Annotated in this window: 12 protein-coding genes and 1 riboswitch; of the genes, 7 read left to right on the top strand and 5 right to left on the bottom strand. The window is 74.3% G+C overall.

Features of this window, described 5'->3' with window-relative positions:
• Together ACFU6K_RS12210 and ACFU6K_RS12205 are read right to left on the bottom strand one after the other, a co-directional pair.
• The coding region (locus ACFU6K_RS12210; protein WP_380662475.1) for an FMN-binding negative transcriptional regulator at nucleotides 1-611 on the bottom strand (611 nt) is incomplete at its 3' end.
• A gap of 14 nt (nucleotides 612-625) precedes the next feature.
• Nucleotides 626-1,297, bottom strand: a complete 672-nt coding sequence (locus ACFU6K_RS12205; RefSeq protein WP_380662474.1) for a pyridoxamine 5'-phosphate oxidase family protein — start codon at nucleotides 1,295-1,297, stop codon at nucleotides 626-628.
• Between the two features lie 34 nt (nucleotides 1,298-1,331).
• Here ACFU6K_RS12205 and ACFU6K_RS12200 point away from each other — a divergent pair, with 34 nt between their 5' ends.
• Together ACFU6K_RS12200 and ACFU6K_RS12195 are read left to right on the top strand one after the other, a co-directional pair.
• Complete coding sequence (locus ACFU6K_RS12200) at nucleotides 1,332-2,669, top strand: aminotransferase class I/II-fold pyridoxal phosphate-dependent enzyme (protein WP_380662473.1); 1,338 nt, start codon at nucleotides 1,332-1,334, stop codon at nucleotides 2,667-2,669.
• Between the two features lie 286 nt (nucleotides 2,670-2,955).
• Nucleotides 2,956-4,194 carry a GDSL-type esterase/lipase family protein gene (locus ACFU6K_RS12195; RefSeq protein ID WP_380662472.1) on the top strand — a complete coding sequence of 413 codons (1,239 nt, stop codon included), beginning with the start codon at nucleotides 2,956-2,958 and terminating at the stop codon, nucleotides 4,192-4,194.
• 74 nt (nucleotides 4,195-4,268) lie between these two features.
• On the opposite strand, the gene ACFU6K_RS12190 is transcribed toward ACFU6K_RS12195, so the two are convergent.
• Nucleotides 4,269-5,627 carry an NAD(P)/FAD-dependent oxidoreductase gene (locus tag ACFU6K_RS12190; protein WP_380662471.1) on the bottom strand — a complete coding sequence of 453 codons (1,359 nt, stop codon included), beginning with the start codon at nucleotides 5,625-5,627 and terminating at the stop codon, nucleotides 4,269-4,271.
• A gap of 286 nt (nucleotides 5,628-5,913) precedes the next feature.
• On the opposite strand from ACFU6K_RS12190, the gene ACFU6K_RS12185 reads away from it, so the two are divergent.
• The 3 genes from ACFU6K_RS12185 (at nucleotide 5,914) to ACFU6K_RS12175 (ending at nucleotide 7,622) form a co-directional block, all read left to right on the top strand.
• Entirely contained in the window at nucleotides 5,914-6,669 is a 756-nt protein-coding gene (locus ACFU6K_RS12185) for a HipA family kinase (protein WP_380662470.1), read from the top strand.
• Nucleotides 6,666-7,082 (top strand): DUF3037 domain-containing protein, encoded by a 417-nt coding sequence (locus ACFU6K_RS12180; RefSeq protein ID WP_380662469.1) that lies wholly within the window; start codon nucleotides 6,666-6,668, stop codon nucleotides 7,080-7,082. Before ACFU6K_RS12185 ends, ACFU6K_RS12180 begins: the two co-directional genes overlap by 4 nt.
• 84 nt (nucleotides 7,083-7,166) lie before the next feature.
• Nucleotides 7,167-7,622 carry a MarR family winged helix-turn-helix transcriptional regulator gene (locus ACFU6K_RS12175; protein ID WP_380662468.1) on the top strand — a complete coding sequence of 152 codons (456 nt, stop codon included), beginning with the start codon at nucleotides 7,167-7,169 and terminating at the stop codon, nucleotides 7,620-7,622.
• A gap of 50 nt (nucleotides 7,623-7,672) precedes the next feature.
• On the opposite strand, the gene ACFU6K_RS12170 is transcribed toward ACFU6K_RS12175, so the two are convergent.
• Complete coding sequence (locus ACFU6K_RS12170; protein ID WP_380662467.1) at nucleotides 7,673-9,799, bottom strand: HelD family protein; 2,127 nt, start codon at nucleotides 9,797-9,799, stop codon at nucleotides 7,673-7,675.
• Nucleotides 9,800-9,917: 118 nt separating this feature from the next.
• On the opposite strand from ACFU6K_RS12170, the gene purB reads away from it, so the two are divergent.
• On the top strand, nucleotides 9,918-11,348 hold the full coding sequence (gene purB, locus ACFU6K_RS12165; RefSeq protein WP_380662466.1) for an adenylosuccinate lyase: 1,431 nt from the start codon (nucleotides 9,918-9,920) through the stop codon (nucleotides 11,346-11,348).
• A gap of 7 nt (nucleotides 11,349-11,355) precedes the next feature.
• Here purB and ACFU6K_RS12160 read toward each other — a convergent pair whose 3' ends face one another.
• Nucleotides 11,356-12,837, bottom strand: a complete 1,482-nt coding sequence (locus ACFU6K_RS12160) for an MFS transporter (protein ID WP_380662476.1) — start codon at nucleotides 12,835-12,837, stop codon at nucleotides 11,356-11,358.
• A gap of 351 nt (nucleotides 12,838-13,188) precedes the next feature.
• A riboswitch (cyclic di-AMP (ydaO/yuaA leader) is annotated at nucleotides 13,189-13,389 on the top strand.
• Between the two features lie 2 nt (nucleotides 13,390-13,391).
• Here ACFU6K_RS12160 and ACFU6K_RS12155 point away from each other — a divergent pair.
• Nucleotides 13,392-14,372, top strand: a complete 981-nt coding sequence (locus ACFU6K_RS12155) for a peptidoglycan DD-metalloendopeptidase family protein (RefSeq protein ID WP_380662465.1) — start codon at nucleotides 13,392-13,394, stop codon at nucleotides 14,370-14,372.
• The last annotated feature ends 148 nt before the right edge of the window (nucleotides 14,373-14,520 follow it).

Genomic DNA, 14,520 nt, shown 5'->3' with positions numbered 1-14,520 from the left:
AACTGGGCCCGGGCGGCGGCGAACTGGTCGCGGCCGCGACCCCGGCCGTCGGCGCGTTCGGCGAGCCGGTCGGCGATCGCGTACTGCGCCTCGGCGGGCTTCTTGTCGTCGTACTTGAACTTGGCCCGCACCTCGTCGACGGTCAGCCGGAGCCCGCGCAGGCCGGGCAGCTGCCGGGCCAGCTCGCCCTCGCCGGGCACCACCCGGACCTCCGGCGTCTCGGGCTGGAAGTGCGCCAGCTGGCGGTTGAGGATCTCCGCCTTGCCGGCCGCGGACTCCACCACCTCGGCGGTGCAGTGGAAGTGGACCGAGGCGTAGTAGCTGGTGGGCGTGCCCGGTGCGCCGCGCCAGTGGCCCGGGGCGAAGGCGTAGCCGTCGGTGACCGCGAGGGTGACCTTCGGGTCGGCCCGGACGGCGGCCAGCAGCGGGTTGGGCGCGGCGAGGTGGAGCAGGATCTCGCCGCGGTCGGCGTCCAGCAGGAAGTGGGTCGGGACCAGCACCGGCCCCTCGCCGGGGCGGCCGTTGGCGGCGAGCAGGCCGAAGTCGCGGCCCTCGGCCAGCCAGGCGCGCCACTCGGCCTCGTCGCCGCGGTCCCAGGATCTGATCAACACGGGTGCGCCTCCCGTCAGCGGGGGTAGCCGCGCAGGTGCGCGGGGAGCGGGACGGTGGTGCCGGGGTGCGGCTCGGGGGTGCCGTGCACGGTGGTGACCGGGATCAGCCCGGACCAGTGCGGCAGGCCGGTGTCCTCCGGGTCGTCGTCGGCGCCGTCCTCCCGGGTCTTGGCCGAGACCTCGTCCAGCTCCAGCCGGATGACGGCGGTGGCGGCGAGCTCCTTGGCGTTGGCCGGACGGACCTCGGCGGAGCGCCCCGGTATCGCGTGGTCGACCAGGGCGGCGAGCGCGACGTCCAGCTCCTCGGGGTCGGTGACCTGGTGCGCGGTGCCGTGGGCGACCACCGAGCGGAAGTTCACCGAGTGGTTGAACGCGGACTTGGTCAGCACCAGCGCGTCGACCTGGGTGACGGTGACGCACACCGGCATGCCCTGCTCGCCGGAGGCGTTGCGCAGCGGGCGGCTTCCGGTGGAGCCGTGGACGTAGAGCCGGCTGCCGACCCGGGCGAAGATCGTCGGCAGGACCACGGGGGCGCCGTCGACGACGAAGCCGAGGTGGCAGATGTAGGCGCTGTCGAGGATGGCGTGGATCGCCTCCTGCTCCCAGGTGGCCCGGTCCCGGTAGCGGGTGGGGGTGGTCCTGGGGGTGCGGGAGTAGCTGGGCGACTCTTCCGGGTTGGCCGACATGACATCCTCTATGTACTAGTGCATACTTAACTTTGTGCTAGGAGACTATCCGCTGAAAGGGCGACGCGCCAGCGAAATCGCGGCCCACGTCGAGCAGGGCGTGAGCAGCGGACAGCTCGCCCCCGGAACCGCGCTGCCCCCGCTGCGCGACCTCGCCGCCGAACTGGGCGTCAACCCCAACACCGTCGCCGCCGCCTACCGGCTGCTGCGCGACCGCGGCGTGATCGAGACCGCCGGCCGCAAGGGCAGCCGCATCCTGCCCAGGCCGGCGCTCACCCCGCGCGACCAGATCCGCGTCCCCGTCCCGCCGCACGCCCGCGACCTGTCCACCGGCAACCCCGACCCGGCCCTGCTGCCCGACCTCGCCCAGGCCCTCGCGGCCGCCGCCGAGGCCGCGCGCACCGACCCCGTGCTGTACGGGCATGCCGGCGTCGACCCGCGGCTGCTCGCCCTCGCCCGCGCCTCCTTCGAGGCCGACGGCCTGCCCGGCGGCCCGATCGCCGTCGCCTCCGGCTCGCTGGACACCGTCGAACGGATCCTCGGCGCCCGGCTGCGCCCCGGCGACGCGGTGGCCGTCGAGGACCCGGGCTGGGGCAGCCTGCTCGACCTGCTGCCCGCGCTGGGGCTGAAGCAGGTGCCCGTCCGGCTGGACGACGAGGGCCCGCTGCCGGGGTCGCTGGCCGCCGCGCTGGCCGAGGGCGTCCGGGCCGTGGTGGTCACCAGCCGGGCGCAGAACCCGACCGGTGCGGCGCTCACCGCGCGGCGGGCCGAGGCGCTCAAGGCCGTCCTGGCCGAGCACCCCGGGGTGCTGCTGATCGAGGACGACCACGGGCACGGCATGGTCGACCAGCCGTACCACCCGCTGGTCGGCGCCGGGAGCAGGCACTGGGCGGTGGTGCGCTCGGCGGCCAAGGCGTACGGGCCGGACCTGCGGGTCTCGGTGGCGGTCGGGGACGAGGAGACGATCGGACGGGTGGCCGGGCGGCTGCGGCTGGGCGCCGGCTGGGTCAGCCACCTGCTGCAGCGCACCGTCGCGGAGCTGTGGAGCGGCGACGCCGCGCCGGTCGACCGGGTGGCCGCCGCGTACCGGGCCCGGCGGGACGCGCTGCTGGGCGAACTGGCGGCGCGCGGGATCGCGGCGCACGGGCGGAGCGGACTGAACGTCTGGGTGCCGGTGCCGGACGAGACCTCGGTGCTGGCGGCGCTGGTCCAGCGCGGCTGGGTCGCGGCGCCCGGTGCGCGGTACCGGATCCAGTCGCCGTCCGGGCTGCGGTTCACCACGGCGCGGCTGGAGGCGGCGCAGGCGCGGGAGCTGGCGGAGGACCTGGCGGCGGTGCTGGGGGCGGGCGGGGGCGGGTCGCGGCTGGTGTGAGCCCGGGGCCCGGGTGGGCGGGCCCCGGAGGGCGGGGCGGGTGGGCCCCGGAGGGCGGGGCGGGTGGGGCAGGTGTGGCGGGTGTGAACCGCGGGCGGCGTCCGGGCGTCGCCCGCCCGGTTGGTCTGAACCCGGCGGTAACAAAAGCGGAAACCTCCCGCAGACGCCTAGCGGTGGTGGGCGCGCGCATGTCATCTTCATCGCGCCACCGGCCGGCGGCCCACCCTCACCCAGGCGTCCTCCCGTACCCCGTTCCCCGGGAGGACCGAGCCGCAGGAGTTCCGCAGTGCCCGAGAACTGTTCGAGCAGCGCCCGCAGCACCCGCGATGCCCGCAGCACCCGCAGAGCCCCTCGCCCCGGCCGGCGGTTGCTCGCCGCGGCCCTGGCCCTCCCGCTCGCCGTCGCGGGCCTGGCCGTCGCCTCGCCGGCCTCCGCCGCTCCGTCCACCCCGGCCGCACCGGCCGTCGTGCCGTCCGGGCCCACCGCCAGCGTCACGCTCGGCGACAGCTACATCTCCGGCGAGGCCGGCCGCTGGAAGGGCAACGCGGCCGGCACCGGCGGCGGCCGCAACGGCACCGACCGGGCCTGGACCGGCAGTTCGTACGACCCCTCGCGGGTCTACGGCGCCACCGCCGCGAGCGGGTGCGACCGCTCGGACGTCGCCGAGGTGCTCAGCGCCTCGACCGGGGCCCAGAACGAGATCGACCTGGCCTGCTCCGGTGCCGTCAGCGCGAACGTCTTCCGCGCCGCCAACGGCGGCCAGTCGCTCAAGGGCGAGGCCCCGCAGGCCGACCAACTTGCCACCGTGGCACGGCAGAACAACGTCAAGCTGATCACCCTGTCGATCGGCGGCAACGACCTGGGCTTCTCGGACGTCATCTCCACCTGCGTGCAGGACTACCTGATCTGGTACTCCTACTGCCACGACTCCGCGCAGTCCGGGATCGACGCCAGGATGCCCGCCGCGATGGCCGGGGTCGGCAAGGCGATCGACGAGATCCGCGCGGTGATGGCCGACGCCGGCTACGCGCAGTCGGACTACCGCCTGGTGCTGCAGTCCTACCCGTCGCCGATCCCGCGCGGCGCCGAGATGCGGTACCCGGAGAGCGGCTGGACCCGCTCCAACACCGGCGGCTGCCCGTTCTGGGACGGCGACGCCGACTGGGCCCGCGACTCGATGGTGCCGCAGATCTCCGGGGCGCTGGCGGGCGTCGCCGCCGCCAAGGGCGCGCAGTTCCTGGACCTGTCGGACATGCTGCAGGGCCGCGAGGTCTGCTCGACGGCCACCCGGCAGCCGACCGCGAGCTCCGGCCCGTCCGCGACCACCAGCGAGTGGGCGCGTTTCCTGGACGGCGGCCTCAACTCCACGCAGGGCGTGCTGCAGGAGTCGATGCACCCCAACTACTACGGCCAGCAGGCGGTCGGGCGCTGCCTGACGCTGCTGTGGGCGCGCCCGAGCGGTGACTACGCGTGCCGCAACACGGCCGGGCAGGACGCGAGCGGGATGTACCTCACCGCACGCTGAGCACGCGGCTCGGCGCCCCCGCGGCCTCGGCCGTGGGGGCGCCGTCGTTCTGTCGTTCCGTCGTTCCGCCGTGCTCAGCCCTTGGCGAGCAGGGACTGGGCGTGCGCGATGACCTGATCCGTCGTCAGGTACGCGTCGGTGTACTCGAAATCCTGCAGTCGGGCGGGCTGGCGGGCGAGGAAGCCGGTCCGGACGAAGTCGTCGCCGGCGGTCGCGTTGAGCAGCCAGTTGGCGCCCACCCGGAACTTGGCCGCGTTGGTGCGCATCGCCATCAGGTGGTAGCCGCGCGCCACCAGCTGGGCGGGCACCCCGCGCAGCTCGATGCCGAGCGGCTTGGAGACCGCGTCCTTGCCGCCGAGGTCGACCACCAGGCCCAAGTCCTTGTGGTAGTAGGGCTCCAGGGGCTGGCTGCGGAGCGAGGCGATCACGTTGTCCGCCACCTTGCGGCCCTGGCGGGCGGAGTGCTGGGCGGTCGGCGGGCAGACCGCGCCGTCGCCCTTGGCGAGGTCGGGGACGGCGGCGGCGTCGCCGAGCGCGAACACCCCCTCGAACTGCGGCACCCGCATCTCCGCCGTCACGGCGAGCCGGCCGCGGACCGTCTCGGCGTCCAGAGTGCCGATCAGCGGGCTCGCGGCCACCCCGGCCGTCCAGATCAGGGTGCGGCAGGGGAGCACCCGGCCGTCGGTGAACTTGACCGTCTCGGCGCCGACTTCGGCCACCGAGACGCCCAGCGACACCTCGATGCCGCGGTCGCGCAGCACCTCCAGGGCGGCCTCGCCGAGCGGGTCGCCGAGCTCCGGCATCAGCTTCGGGGCGATGTCGATCAGGTGCCACTTGATCTGCCGGGCGTCCAGGCGCGGGTAGCGGTGGGCGGCGGCGGTGGTCAGGCGCTGGAGGCAGGCGGCCGTCTCGGTGCCCGCGTAGCCGCCGCCGACCACCACGAACTGGAGCCGGGACTCGCGCTCCTTCTGGTCCAAGGTGGCCGAGGCGAGGTCGAGTTGGGCGATCACGTGGTCGCGGACGTAGGCCGCCTCGGCGAGTGTCTTCATGCCGCGGGCGTAGTCGGTGAGGCCGGGGATGTCGAAGGTGCGGGTGACGCTGCCGGGGGCGAGTACCAGGACGTCGTACTTCTGCGCCACCACCTCGTCGGTGATCTTGCGGACGACGCACACCTTGGAGGCCGGGTCCACGCCGATGGCGCCGCCGGGGACGATGTGGGTGCGGCGCAGCGTGCGGCGCAGCGAGACGGCCACGGACTGCGGGGTGAGGACGCCGGCCGCGACGTGGGGGAGGAGGGGGAGGTAGAGCTGGTAGCTGAACGGCGTGACCAGCGAGATCTCGGCCTCCGACGGTGACAGCTTGTGTTCGAGGCGGCGGGCGCACTCCAGGCCGGCGAAGCCACCGCCCACGATCAGGATCCGAGGTCGTTCCATCGCTCATCCCTTTGCCGTGAAGGTCCCCATTACTGTCCGCCACACTCGCACGGAGCAGCGGGGGCTGCCACCGGGGCGGGGCCGTGGGGGTGGGGGAGAGGAGGGCGGGGAGAAGGGGTGGGGGGACGAGCGTCGTGCAGGGGGCTGCCACCGGGGCGGGGCCGTGGGGGTGGGGTGGAAGAGGGCGGGGAGAAGAGGGAGAAGGGAGGCCGGGGACGAGCGTCGTGCGGGGTGGCGCTGGGAGGGGGAGAGAGGAAAGGGCCGCGACACCGATAGGCTGTCGGCCGTGCTACCCGAGGTGACGGCGATCCGGTACGTGACGCCACTGCGAGAAGGCGGCTCGATGCCGGGCCTGGTCGAGGCCGACGATCGGCGGCTGTACGCGCTGAAATGGGTCGGTGCGGCGCAGGGCCGCAAGGCGCTGGTCGCGGAGGTGCTGGCCGGGGAGCTCGGCCGGCGGCTCGGGCTGCCGGTGCCGGAGCTGGTGACGGTCGACCTGGACCCGGTGCTCGCGCGCAGCGAGCCGGACCACCAGATCCAGGACCAGATGAGGGCCAGCGGCGGGACCAACCTCGGGATGGCCTTCGTCAGCGGCGCGCTCAACTTCGACCCGCTCTGCTTCGAGGTGGATCCGGAGCTCGCCGGGCAGGTGCTCTGGTTCGACGCGCTGATCGGCAACGTCGACCGCTCCTGGCGCAACCCCAACCTGCTGGTGGCGACCGGCGGACTGCGGTTGATCGACCACGGCGCGAGCCTGATCTTCCACCACAACTGGCTGGGTGCCGCCGCCTGGATCCGCCGACCGTACGACGCCTCCGACCACGCGCTGCTGGCAGCTCGGCCGGACCTGGCGGCGGCCGACAAGGCGCTCGCGCCGCTCGCCGAGGCGGCGATCGAAGGCGCGGTGGCGCAGATCCCCGAGGTCTGGCTGGTGGACGAGTTCGGCTTCGACTCGCCCGACGAGGTGCGCGCCGCGTACCGGAGCCAGCTGACCGAGCGACTGGCCGGTCCGCGCGACTGGCTGCCGGAGGTGCCCGCATGACCGGTTTCACGCTGTCCGCGCTGCCGGCCACCGTCGAGCTGCACGACTACGAGTACGCCGTGATCCGCGCGGTGCCGCGGGTCGAGCGCGGCGAGTGCGTCAACGTCGGGGTGCTGTTGTACTGCCGGCAGAGTTCGCACCTGGCCGCCCGGACCCACCTGGACCAGGCCCGGCTGCTGGCGCTGGACCCGGTGGCGGACGTGCAGGGCGTGCGGCGGGCGCTGCAGGGGATCGAGGCGGTCTGCCACGGCGGCCCGCAGGCCGGTCCGGCGGCGGGGGACAGTGCCGGGCAGCGGTTCCGCTGGCTGACCGCGCCGCGCAGCGCGATCGTCCAGCCGGGGCCGGTGCACACCGGGCTGACCGCGGACCCGGAGGCGGAGCTCCGGCGGCTGTTCGACCAGCTGGTGCTCTGACACCGGAAGGTTCCGGGGCGGCTCGCGGACGGTTGCCCTGGTCAAAGCTTGAGTTGCTGAAGCACCTGGTCGTACTCTGGCCCCATGGGTTCGACAGCGACGACGACCGTACCGACCAACGCCGAGTTGATGGAGGTGTTGGCCTCCGTCGGTGCCGCGTACTTCCAGGACTTCGCGGCCGCCGCGGCCCGGCACGGGCTCTCCTCCTCGCAGGCCAAGGCGCTGGGCGCGGTGCAGGAACCGGTGCCGATGCGGGCGCTGGCCGGGAGGCTCGGCTGCGACGCGTCGAACGTCACCGGGATCGTGGACCGGCTGGAGTCGCTGGGCCTGGCCAACCGGGAGGCGGCGGCCGGTGACCGCCGGGTGAAGATCGTGGTGATCACGGCCGAGGGCCGGGAGATCCTGAACCGCATCCGCGGCGAGATGGCCCGGACCCACCAGGCCTTCGAGGCGATGACCGACGAGCAGCGGATCGCCCTGCACTCGATCTGTTCCCAGGTGCTGCCGGTGCTGGCCGGCCGTACGGGCGGCGCGCAGTAGGACCCGCGCCGCCCGCGCGCCGCCGGCGCGCCACCCGTGCTCCGTCCCGGTCAGAGCAGCCCGGCGAGCTCCGGTGGCAGCGGCCGGTGGTGGAGCAGGGTGAGTGAGCGGGTGGTCCGGGTCAGGGCGACGTAGAGGTCGCGCGGGGCGAGTGCGGCCGGCTCGACCACCACGACCGCGTCGAATTCCAGCCCCTTGGCGTCCGCGACCGTGAGCGCGTCCAGTTCCGCGGCCAGGGCGTCCGGTGCGATCACGCCGAGGGTGCCCGGGCCGACGGGCAGCCGGGCGAGCGCGGCGGCGAAGTCGCCCGCCGGGACGGGGACCGCGCGGGGCGCCTCGGTGCCCCGGCGGATGGACTCGGGTGGCCGGTGGCCGGGTACGGCGGTGCGCAGCACGGCGGCGGCGAGGGCCATGACGGGTTCCGGCGTGCGGTAGTTGACGGTGAGCCGCTCCTCGCGCCAGCGGCCGGGCAGGTGCGGGTCGAGCGTCTCGGCCCAGCTGCGGGCGCCGGCGGGCGATCCGGTCTGGGCGAGGTCGCCGACGATGGTGAGCGAGGTGGTCGGGACGCGCCGCAGGACGGCGCGCCAGGCCATCGCGGACAGCTCCTGCGCCTCGTCCACGACGACGTGGCCGTACGCCCAGGTGCGGTCGGCGGCGGCGCGTTCGGCGGTGGAGCGGTACGGACCGTCGTCGCGGAAGCGCTCGGCCAGGGCGGCGGAGTCCAGCAGGACGTCGTCGGTCTGCCCGGTGATGGTCAACACGCCCTGGGCGAAGGCCAGTTCGTCCGGATCTTGACCAGTGGGGGCCGAAGGCGCCTCGGTACCCAGGAGTTCGGCGGCCTCGTCGAGCAGCGGGACGTCCTCGGCCGTCCAGTCGGAGCCGGGCGGGCGGAGCAGGGCGGTCGCGTGCTCGGGGGCCGCCCGGGAGAGCAACTCCCGGTCGGTGAGCAGGCGTTCGAGCAGCTGCTGCGGGGTGAGCCGGGGCCAGAGCGGGTCGAGCGCGGCGCGGATGTCCGCCCGCTCCCACAGCTCGCGCGGGGCGTAGTGCGCCTCCTCGTCGTCGTACGGACGGCCGAGGTCGAGCGCCTGGCCGATCGCGAGGGCGTCGAGCAGGGTGCCCAGGTAGAAGGCGCGGGCCCGGTTGTGCGGCAGTCGCAGGCCGCGGGCGGCGTCCCGGGCCTCGGCGCAGGCCCGGGCGGAGACCCGCAGCCCCTCGCCGAGGTCCAGGCCCTCGGCGGGGGCCGTCTGGTGGGCGGCCACGGCGTGGCGGAGCACCCCGGCCATCCAGGGACCGCCCTTGGCGAAGGCGGCGGCGGGGGTGTCGGTGCCGGTGGCGGCGAGGCCGGGGAGGAGTTCGGCGACGGTGCGGAGCACCACCTCGCTCTCGCCGAGGGCGGGCAGCACCTCCTCGATGTACCGCAGGAAGCCGGGGTTGGGGCCGATCACCAGGACGCCCCGGCGCTCCAGCGCGGAGCGGTGGGTGAACAGCAGGTAGGCGGCGCGGTGCAGGGCGGCCAGCGTCTTCCCGGTGCCGGGGCCGCCCTGGACCACCAGGGCGCCGGGCAGCGGGGAGCGGATCACCCGGTCCTGTTCGGCCTGGATGGTGGCGACGGCGGTGCCCATCCGGCCGGTGCGCTCGCGGTCGAGGGCGGCGAGCAGGGCGGCCTCGCCGGCCAGGGCGCGGCGGCCGGACTCGTCCAGCCCGGCGAGGTCGAGCGCCTCGTCGTCCAGGCCGGTGAGGGTGCGGCCCCGGGTGTGCAGGTGACGGCGGCGCACCACCGGACCGGGGTGGACGGGGGTCGCGGTGTAGAAGGGGCGGGCGGCCGGGGTGCGCCAGTCGAGCAGCAGTGGTTCGTACGTCTCGTCGGTCAGGCCGGTGCGGCCGATGTAGTGGACGGTGCCGTCGCGCTCGTCGAGCCGGCCGAAGCAGAGGCCGCGTTCGACCGCCTCCAGCCGGGCGGCGTGGCGGGCGGCTTCGCGGGCGTGCACCTCGCGCTCCAGCCGGGCCTGATGGGTGCCGCCGGACCCGGCGCCGTCGTGGGCGCCGTCGGCGGTGCGGCGGGCCCGGTCGCGCACGGTGTCCAGCCGGGCGTAGAGCCGGGTGAGGTGGGCCTGCTCGGTGCGCAGGGCCGCGGCGAGGGCGCTGGAGTTCCATGCGGTCACTGGCGGTTCGCTCATCGGTGTGGTATCCTTGCGGTGAGGAGGCTGTGAAGCGTCATCTGAAAGGCGCTCAATTGACCCAGCCTACCCCATCCGCCGACGTCCGGCGTGACCTCGGCTGTTACTCTTGCGAAGCGTGAGCGCGAAGCCCCAGATCCCCAATGTCCTGGCCTCCCGGTACGCCTCGGCGACCCTGGCCCAGCTGTGGTCCCCCGAGCACAAGGTGGTCCTCGAGCGCCACCTGTGGCTCGCCGTCCTGAAGGCCCAGCAGGACCTCGGCGTCGAGGTTCCGGCGACCGCCGTCGCCGACTACGAGCGGGTGATCGACCAGGTCGACCTCGGCTCGATCGCCGCCCGTGAGCGGGTCACCCGCCACGACGTGAAGGCCCGGATCGAGGAGTTCAGCGAGCTCGCCGGGCACGAGCAGATCCACAAGGGAATGACCTCCCGGGACCTGACCGAGAACGTCGAGCAGCTGCAGATCCGCCAGTCCCTGGAGCACGTGCGGGACCGCACGGTGGCCGTGCTGGTGCGCCTGGCCAAGCTGTCCGCCCAGCACGCCGAGCTGGTCATGGCCGGCCGCTCGCACAACGTGGCCGCGCAGGCCACCACCCTGGGCAAGCGGTTCGCGTCGATCACCGACGAGCTGCTGGTCGCCTTCCGCCGCCTGGAGGAGCTGATCGCCCGCTACCCGCTGCGCGGGATCAAGGGCCCGGTCGGCACCGCCCAGGACATGCTCGACCTGCTCGGTGGCGACACCGACAAGCTGGCCGAGCTGGAGCGCCGGGTCGCCGGGCACCTCGGCTTCGAGAACGTGCTGACCAGCGTCGGCCAGGTCTACCCGCGCTCGCTGGACTTCGAGGTGCTCACCGCCCTCGTCCAGCTGGCCGCCGCGCCGTCCAGCCTGGCCAAGACCATCCGCCTGATGGCCGGCCACGAGCTGGTCACGGAGGGCTTCAAGGAGGGCCAGGTCGGCTCCTCCGCGATGCCCCACAAGATGAACACCCGCTCCTGCGAGCGCGTCAACGGCCTGGCCGTCATCCTGCGCGGCTACGCCTCGATGACCGGCGAGCTGGCCGGCGACCAGTGGAACGAGGGCGACGTCTCCTGCTCGGTGGTGCGCCGGGTCGCGCTGCCGGACGCGTTCTTCGCCTTCGACGGCCTGCTGGAGACCTTCCTGACCGTCCTCGACGAGTTCGGCGCCTTCCCCGCCGTGATCGAGGCCGAGCTGGACCGCTACCTGCCGTTCCTCGCCACCACCAAGGTGCTGATGGGCGCGGTGCGCGCGGGCGTCGGCCGGGAGACCGGGCACGAGGTCATCAAGGAGCACGCCGTCGCCTCCGCGCTGGCGATGCGCGCGGGCGCCCGGGAGAACGAGCTGCTGGACCGGCTGGCCGCCGACGAGCGGATCCCGCTGGACCGGGCCGCGCTGGACGCGCTGCTCGCCGACCGGCTGTCCTTCACCGGCGCGGCCGGCGCCCAGGTCGCCGAGGTGGTCCGCCAGGTGGAGGCCGTCGCGACCGCCTACCCGGAGGCCGCCAAGTACGCCCCCGGCGACATCCTCTGACGTCTCGTCAGCCCTGAACCGAGGGCCCCGCCGCCGGACCGGTGGCGGGGCCCTCGCGCGTCGTGGGGACGTGGCCCGGGTCCAGCGGCGGGGTGGTGGTGCCGCACGGCCAGTCGCAGTTCGGCTCGGCCACCTGCTGCTCCTCGGGGGCGAGCACGTTGCCCCGTACGGTCGCGAGGGCGATCAGCCCGCCGGCGGCCAGCAGGCCCGCGCAGATCAGCATCGCGGTGTGGAAGGCGGCGTCGACCGAGGAGGGCACCCGGTAGGCGTCGCCGCTCAGTCCGGCCAGCGCCGGCAGGGCGGCGACCGCGAGCAGGCCGGCCGCGCGGGCGGCGGCGTTGTTGACCCCGCTGGCGATGCCCGCGTGCCGGACCTCGACGGCGGCCAGCACCGTCGCCGTCAGCGGTGCGACCAGCAGCGTCATGCCGCAGCCCATCACCGTGACGGCGGGCAGCACGTCCACCCAGTACGAGGAGTCGGGGCCGACGCGCAGCATCAGCAGCACGCCGGCGGCGCACAGCAGGGGGCCGACGGTCAGCGGGATGCGCGGGCCGATCCGCTTGCCGAGGCGCCCGGCGCGCGCGGACAGCAGCAGCATCAGCACGGTGATCGGCACCAGCGCGAAGCCCGAGACCAGCGGCGAGAAGCCGGACACGATCTGGAGCTGCACCACCAGGAGGAAGAAGACGCCGCTGAACGCCGCGTACACGCACAGGGTGACCAGGTTGACGGCGGTGAACAGCCGGGAGGAGAACAGTCCGAGCGGCAGCATCGGATCGGGCGCGCGGCGCTCGACGGCCACGAAGGCGACGCCGAGCACCACTCCGAGCACCCCGCTGACCCAGACGGCGGGGGACAGGCCCTCACCGGCCGCCGTCAGCGCGTAGGTGATCGCGCCGAGGGCGAGGGCGGCGAGCACGGCGCCGAGGACGTCGAAGCGGCCGGAGGCGCCCTCGTCCCGGCTCTCCGGCACCGACCGGGTGGTGACCGCGATCACGGCGGCGGCGAGCGGCAGGTTCAGCAGGAAGATCCAGCGCCAGCCGGGGCCGTCCACCAGCCAGCCGCCGAGGAAGGGGCCGACCGCGGCCGACACCCCGCCGAGACCGGACCAGAGCCCGACCGCCGCCGAGCGGTCGTCAGGGTGGAAGACGGCCTGGAGCATGGCGAGCGAGCCGGGGGTGAGCAGCGCCCCGCCGATGCCCTGGACGGCTCGGGCGGCGATCAGCACGTGGATGTTCGGCGCGGCGGCGCAGGCCGCGGAGGCGACGGCGAACCAGACCACGCCGATCAGGAAGACCTTGCGCCGCCCGTACCGGTCGCCGAGCGCGCCGCCGAGCAGGATCAGGCCCGCCAGGGTGAGCAGATAGGCGTTCAGGGTCCATTGCAGGGACGCGAGGGAGGCGCCGAGGTCGGCGCCGATCCGGGGCAGCGCGACGTTCACCACGGTGCCGTCCAGCATCGCCATGCTGGAGCCGAGCACCGTCGCCATTAGTACCCAGCGACCCTGCGCGGTGCCCAGGCGCAGGGTGCCGGCCTCGGAGGTGGCCACGGGCGAATCCTGCGCTGCCGAGGCGCACGTGACAAGGGTCACCGGTGGGCGTGTTGGCGGCTGGCGGTGCGTGAGCGGACGGGTGCGCGGCGTGGCCGATCTCGGCGCAGGGTCGTGGATCAGTGGCGGGGGGTGAATAGATTGTGTACGCACTGTGGGCCCGGGCCTGCGGAGGGTCACCGGGGCGGGGGGAATCGTTGCCGTTTCAAGAGATCGACATTGCTTCACCCGAACGGATGGGTTTTAGTTCAGCGACCGCCCGGCCAGTCCGGACGGATCCGCCGGGTGGAACGCCGAGTCCTGCCGCTGCCCGGTGGTTCGAAACGAACTCTGTACGGCAGGAGCGGGGGACCCACAGGTAAGTCGCCGGACCGGAGTTCGCGCCTCAGGGCGCGGGCGTCCAGGGCCGGCTTGGGGTGAAGCCGCGCATGCGGCCGGGCAACTCCAGCCCGAACCCGACAGCTCACCTCGCAGGCGTCGGAGAGGAAAATTCCATGCCTGCACAGGCTCGTCGTATCGCCCTGCCCCGCGCCGCCCGCATCGGCATCGCCACCGCCGTCACCGGTGTGTCCTTCGCCCTTCCGCTCGTCACCGCGATGAGCGCCCAGGCCCACACCCCGGCCGCTCCGGCCGCCGCCTCCACCGAGGCCAAGCAGGCCGCGCAGGCCGCCGCTCCGGCCGCCCAGGCCGCGCAGGAGAGCTACCGCGTCGTCAGCGGTGACACGCTGTCCAAGATCGCCGACGCCAAGAACGTCGAGGGCGGCTGGCAGGCGCTGTACGAGCAGAACCGCTCGGTCGTCGGCGCCAACCCGAACCTGATCTTCCCGGGTCAGCAGCTCGCGCTGTCCGGCCACGCCGCCGCGCCGGCCGCCGACGCCGCCCCGGCGAAGCCCGCCGCCCCGGCCAAGCCCGCCCAGCCGTCCGCCCCGGCGACCCAGGCCGCCAAGCCGCAGGCCCAGGTCCAGGTGCAGACCGAGGCCGCCAAGCCGTCCGCGCAGCTCCAGACCCAGCTCCAGGTCGCCGCTCCGGCCCAGGCCGTGACCGCCACTCCGGTCGCCGCCGCCACCTCCGGCTTCGTCGCCCCGCTGGCCAACCCGAGGCTCGGCACCGCCTACGGCGTGGCCGGCTCGATGTGGGCCTCCGGTCACCACACCGGCCAGGACTTCGTCGCCTCCACCGGCACCCCGCTGCGCGCCGTCGCCAACGGTGTCGTGGTCAAGGCCGGCAACGGCGGCGCCTACGGCAACGAGGTCGAGATCAAGCTCGCCGACGGCCACTACGCCGAGTACGCGCACCTCTCCTCGATCGGTGTGAAGATCGGTCAGACCGTCACCGCCGGCCAGCAGATCGGCCTCTCCGGCGCCACCGGCAACGTGACCGGCCCGCACCTGCACTTCGAGATCCGCAACGGCTCGGAGTACGGCTCGGACATCAACCCGGTCGCCTACCTGCGCGCGCACGGCGTCGCGCTCTGACAGAGCTCCGAGGTTTCAGGAACCACCGCTGCTGCGGGCGAACCGATCGCCCGGGATGGTCATGTCGGGTGACCGCTCGACCGGGTGATCGCCGCACGGCGGACATGGGCGCGGGACACGCCCAGGCCGGCCCGGCCGCATGAGGACC

The organism is Kitasatospora sp. NPDC057512 (assembly GCF_042802135.1).
In the GTDB taxonomy this organism is placed as follows: Bacteria; Actinomycetota; Actinomycetes; order Streptomycetales; family Streptomycetaceae; genus Kitasatospora.
Note: the sequence above shows the minus strand (reverse complement) of the source record. Positions and strands in the feature narration are given on the sequence as shown.

Coding starts and splice junctions, on each gene's coding strand:
- ACFU6K_RS12205 (WP_380662474.1), bottom strand. CDS start 1,297: ATGTCGGCCAACCCGGAAGAGTCGCCCAGCTACTCCCGCACCCCCAGG.
- ACFU6K_RS12175 (WP_380662468.1), top strand. CDS start 7,167: ATGGGTTCGACAGCGACGACGACCGTACCGACCAACGCCGAGTTGATG.
- ACFU6K_RS12155 (WP_380662465.1), top strand. CDS start 13,392: ATGCCTGCACAGGCTCGTCGTATCGCCCTGCCCCGCGCCGCCCGCATC.
- ACFU6K_RS12190 (WP_380662471.1), bottom strand. CDS start 5,627: ATGGAACGACCTCGGATCCTGATCGTGGGCGGTGGCTTCGCCGGCCTG.
- ACFU6K_RS12170 (WP_380662467.1), bottom strand. CDS start 9,799: ATGAGCGAACCGCCAGTGACCGCATGGAACTCCAGCGCCCTCGCCGCG.
- ACFU6K_RS12180 (WP_380662469.1), top strand. CDS start 6,666: ATGACCGGTTTCACGCTGTCCGCGCTGCCGGCCACCGTCGAGCTGCAC.
- ACFU6K_RS12160 (WP_380662476.1), bottom strand. CDS start 12,837: ATGGCGACGGTGCTCGGCTCCAGCATGGCGATGCTGGACGGCACCGTG.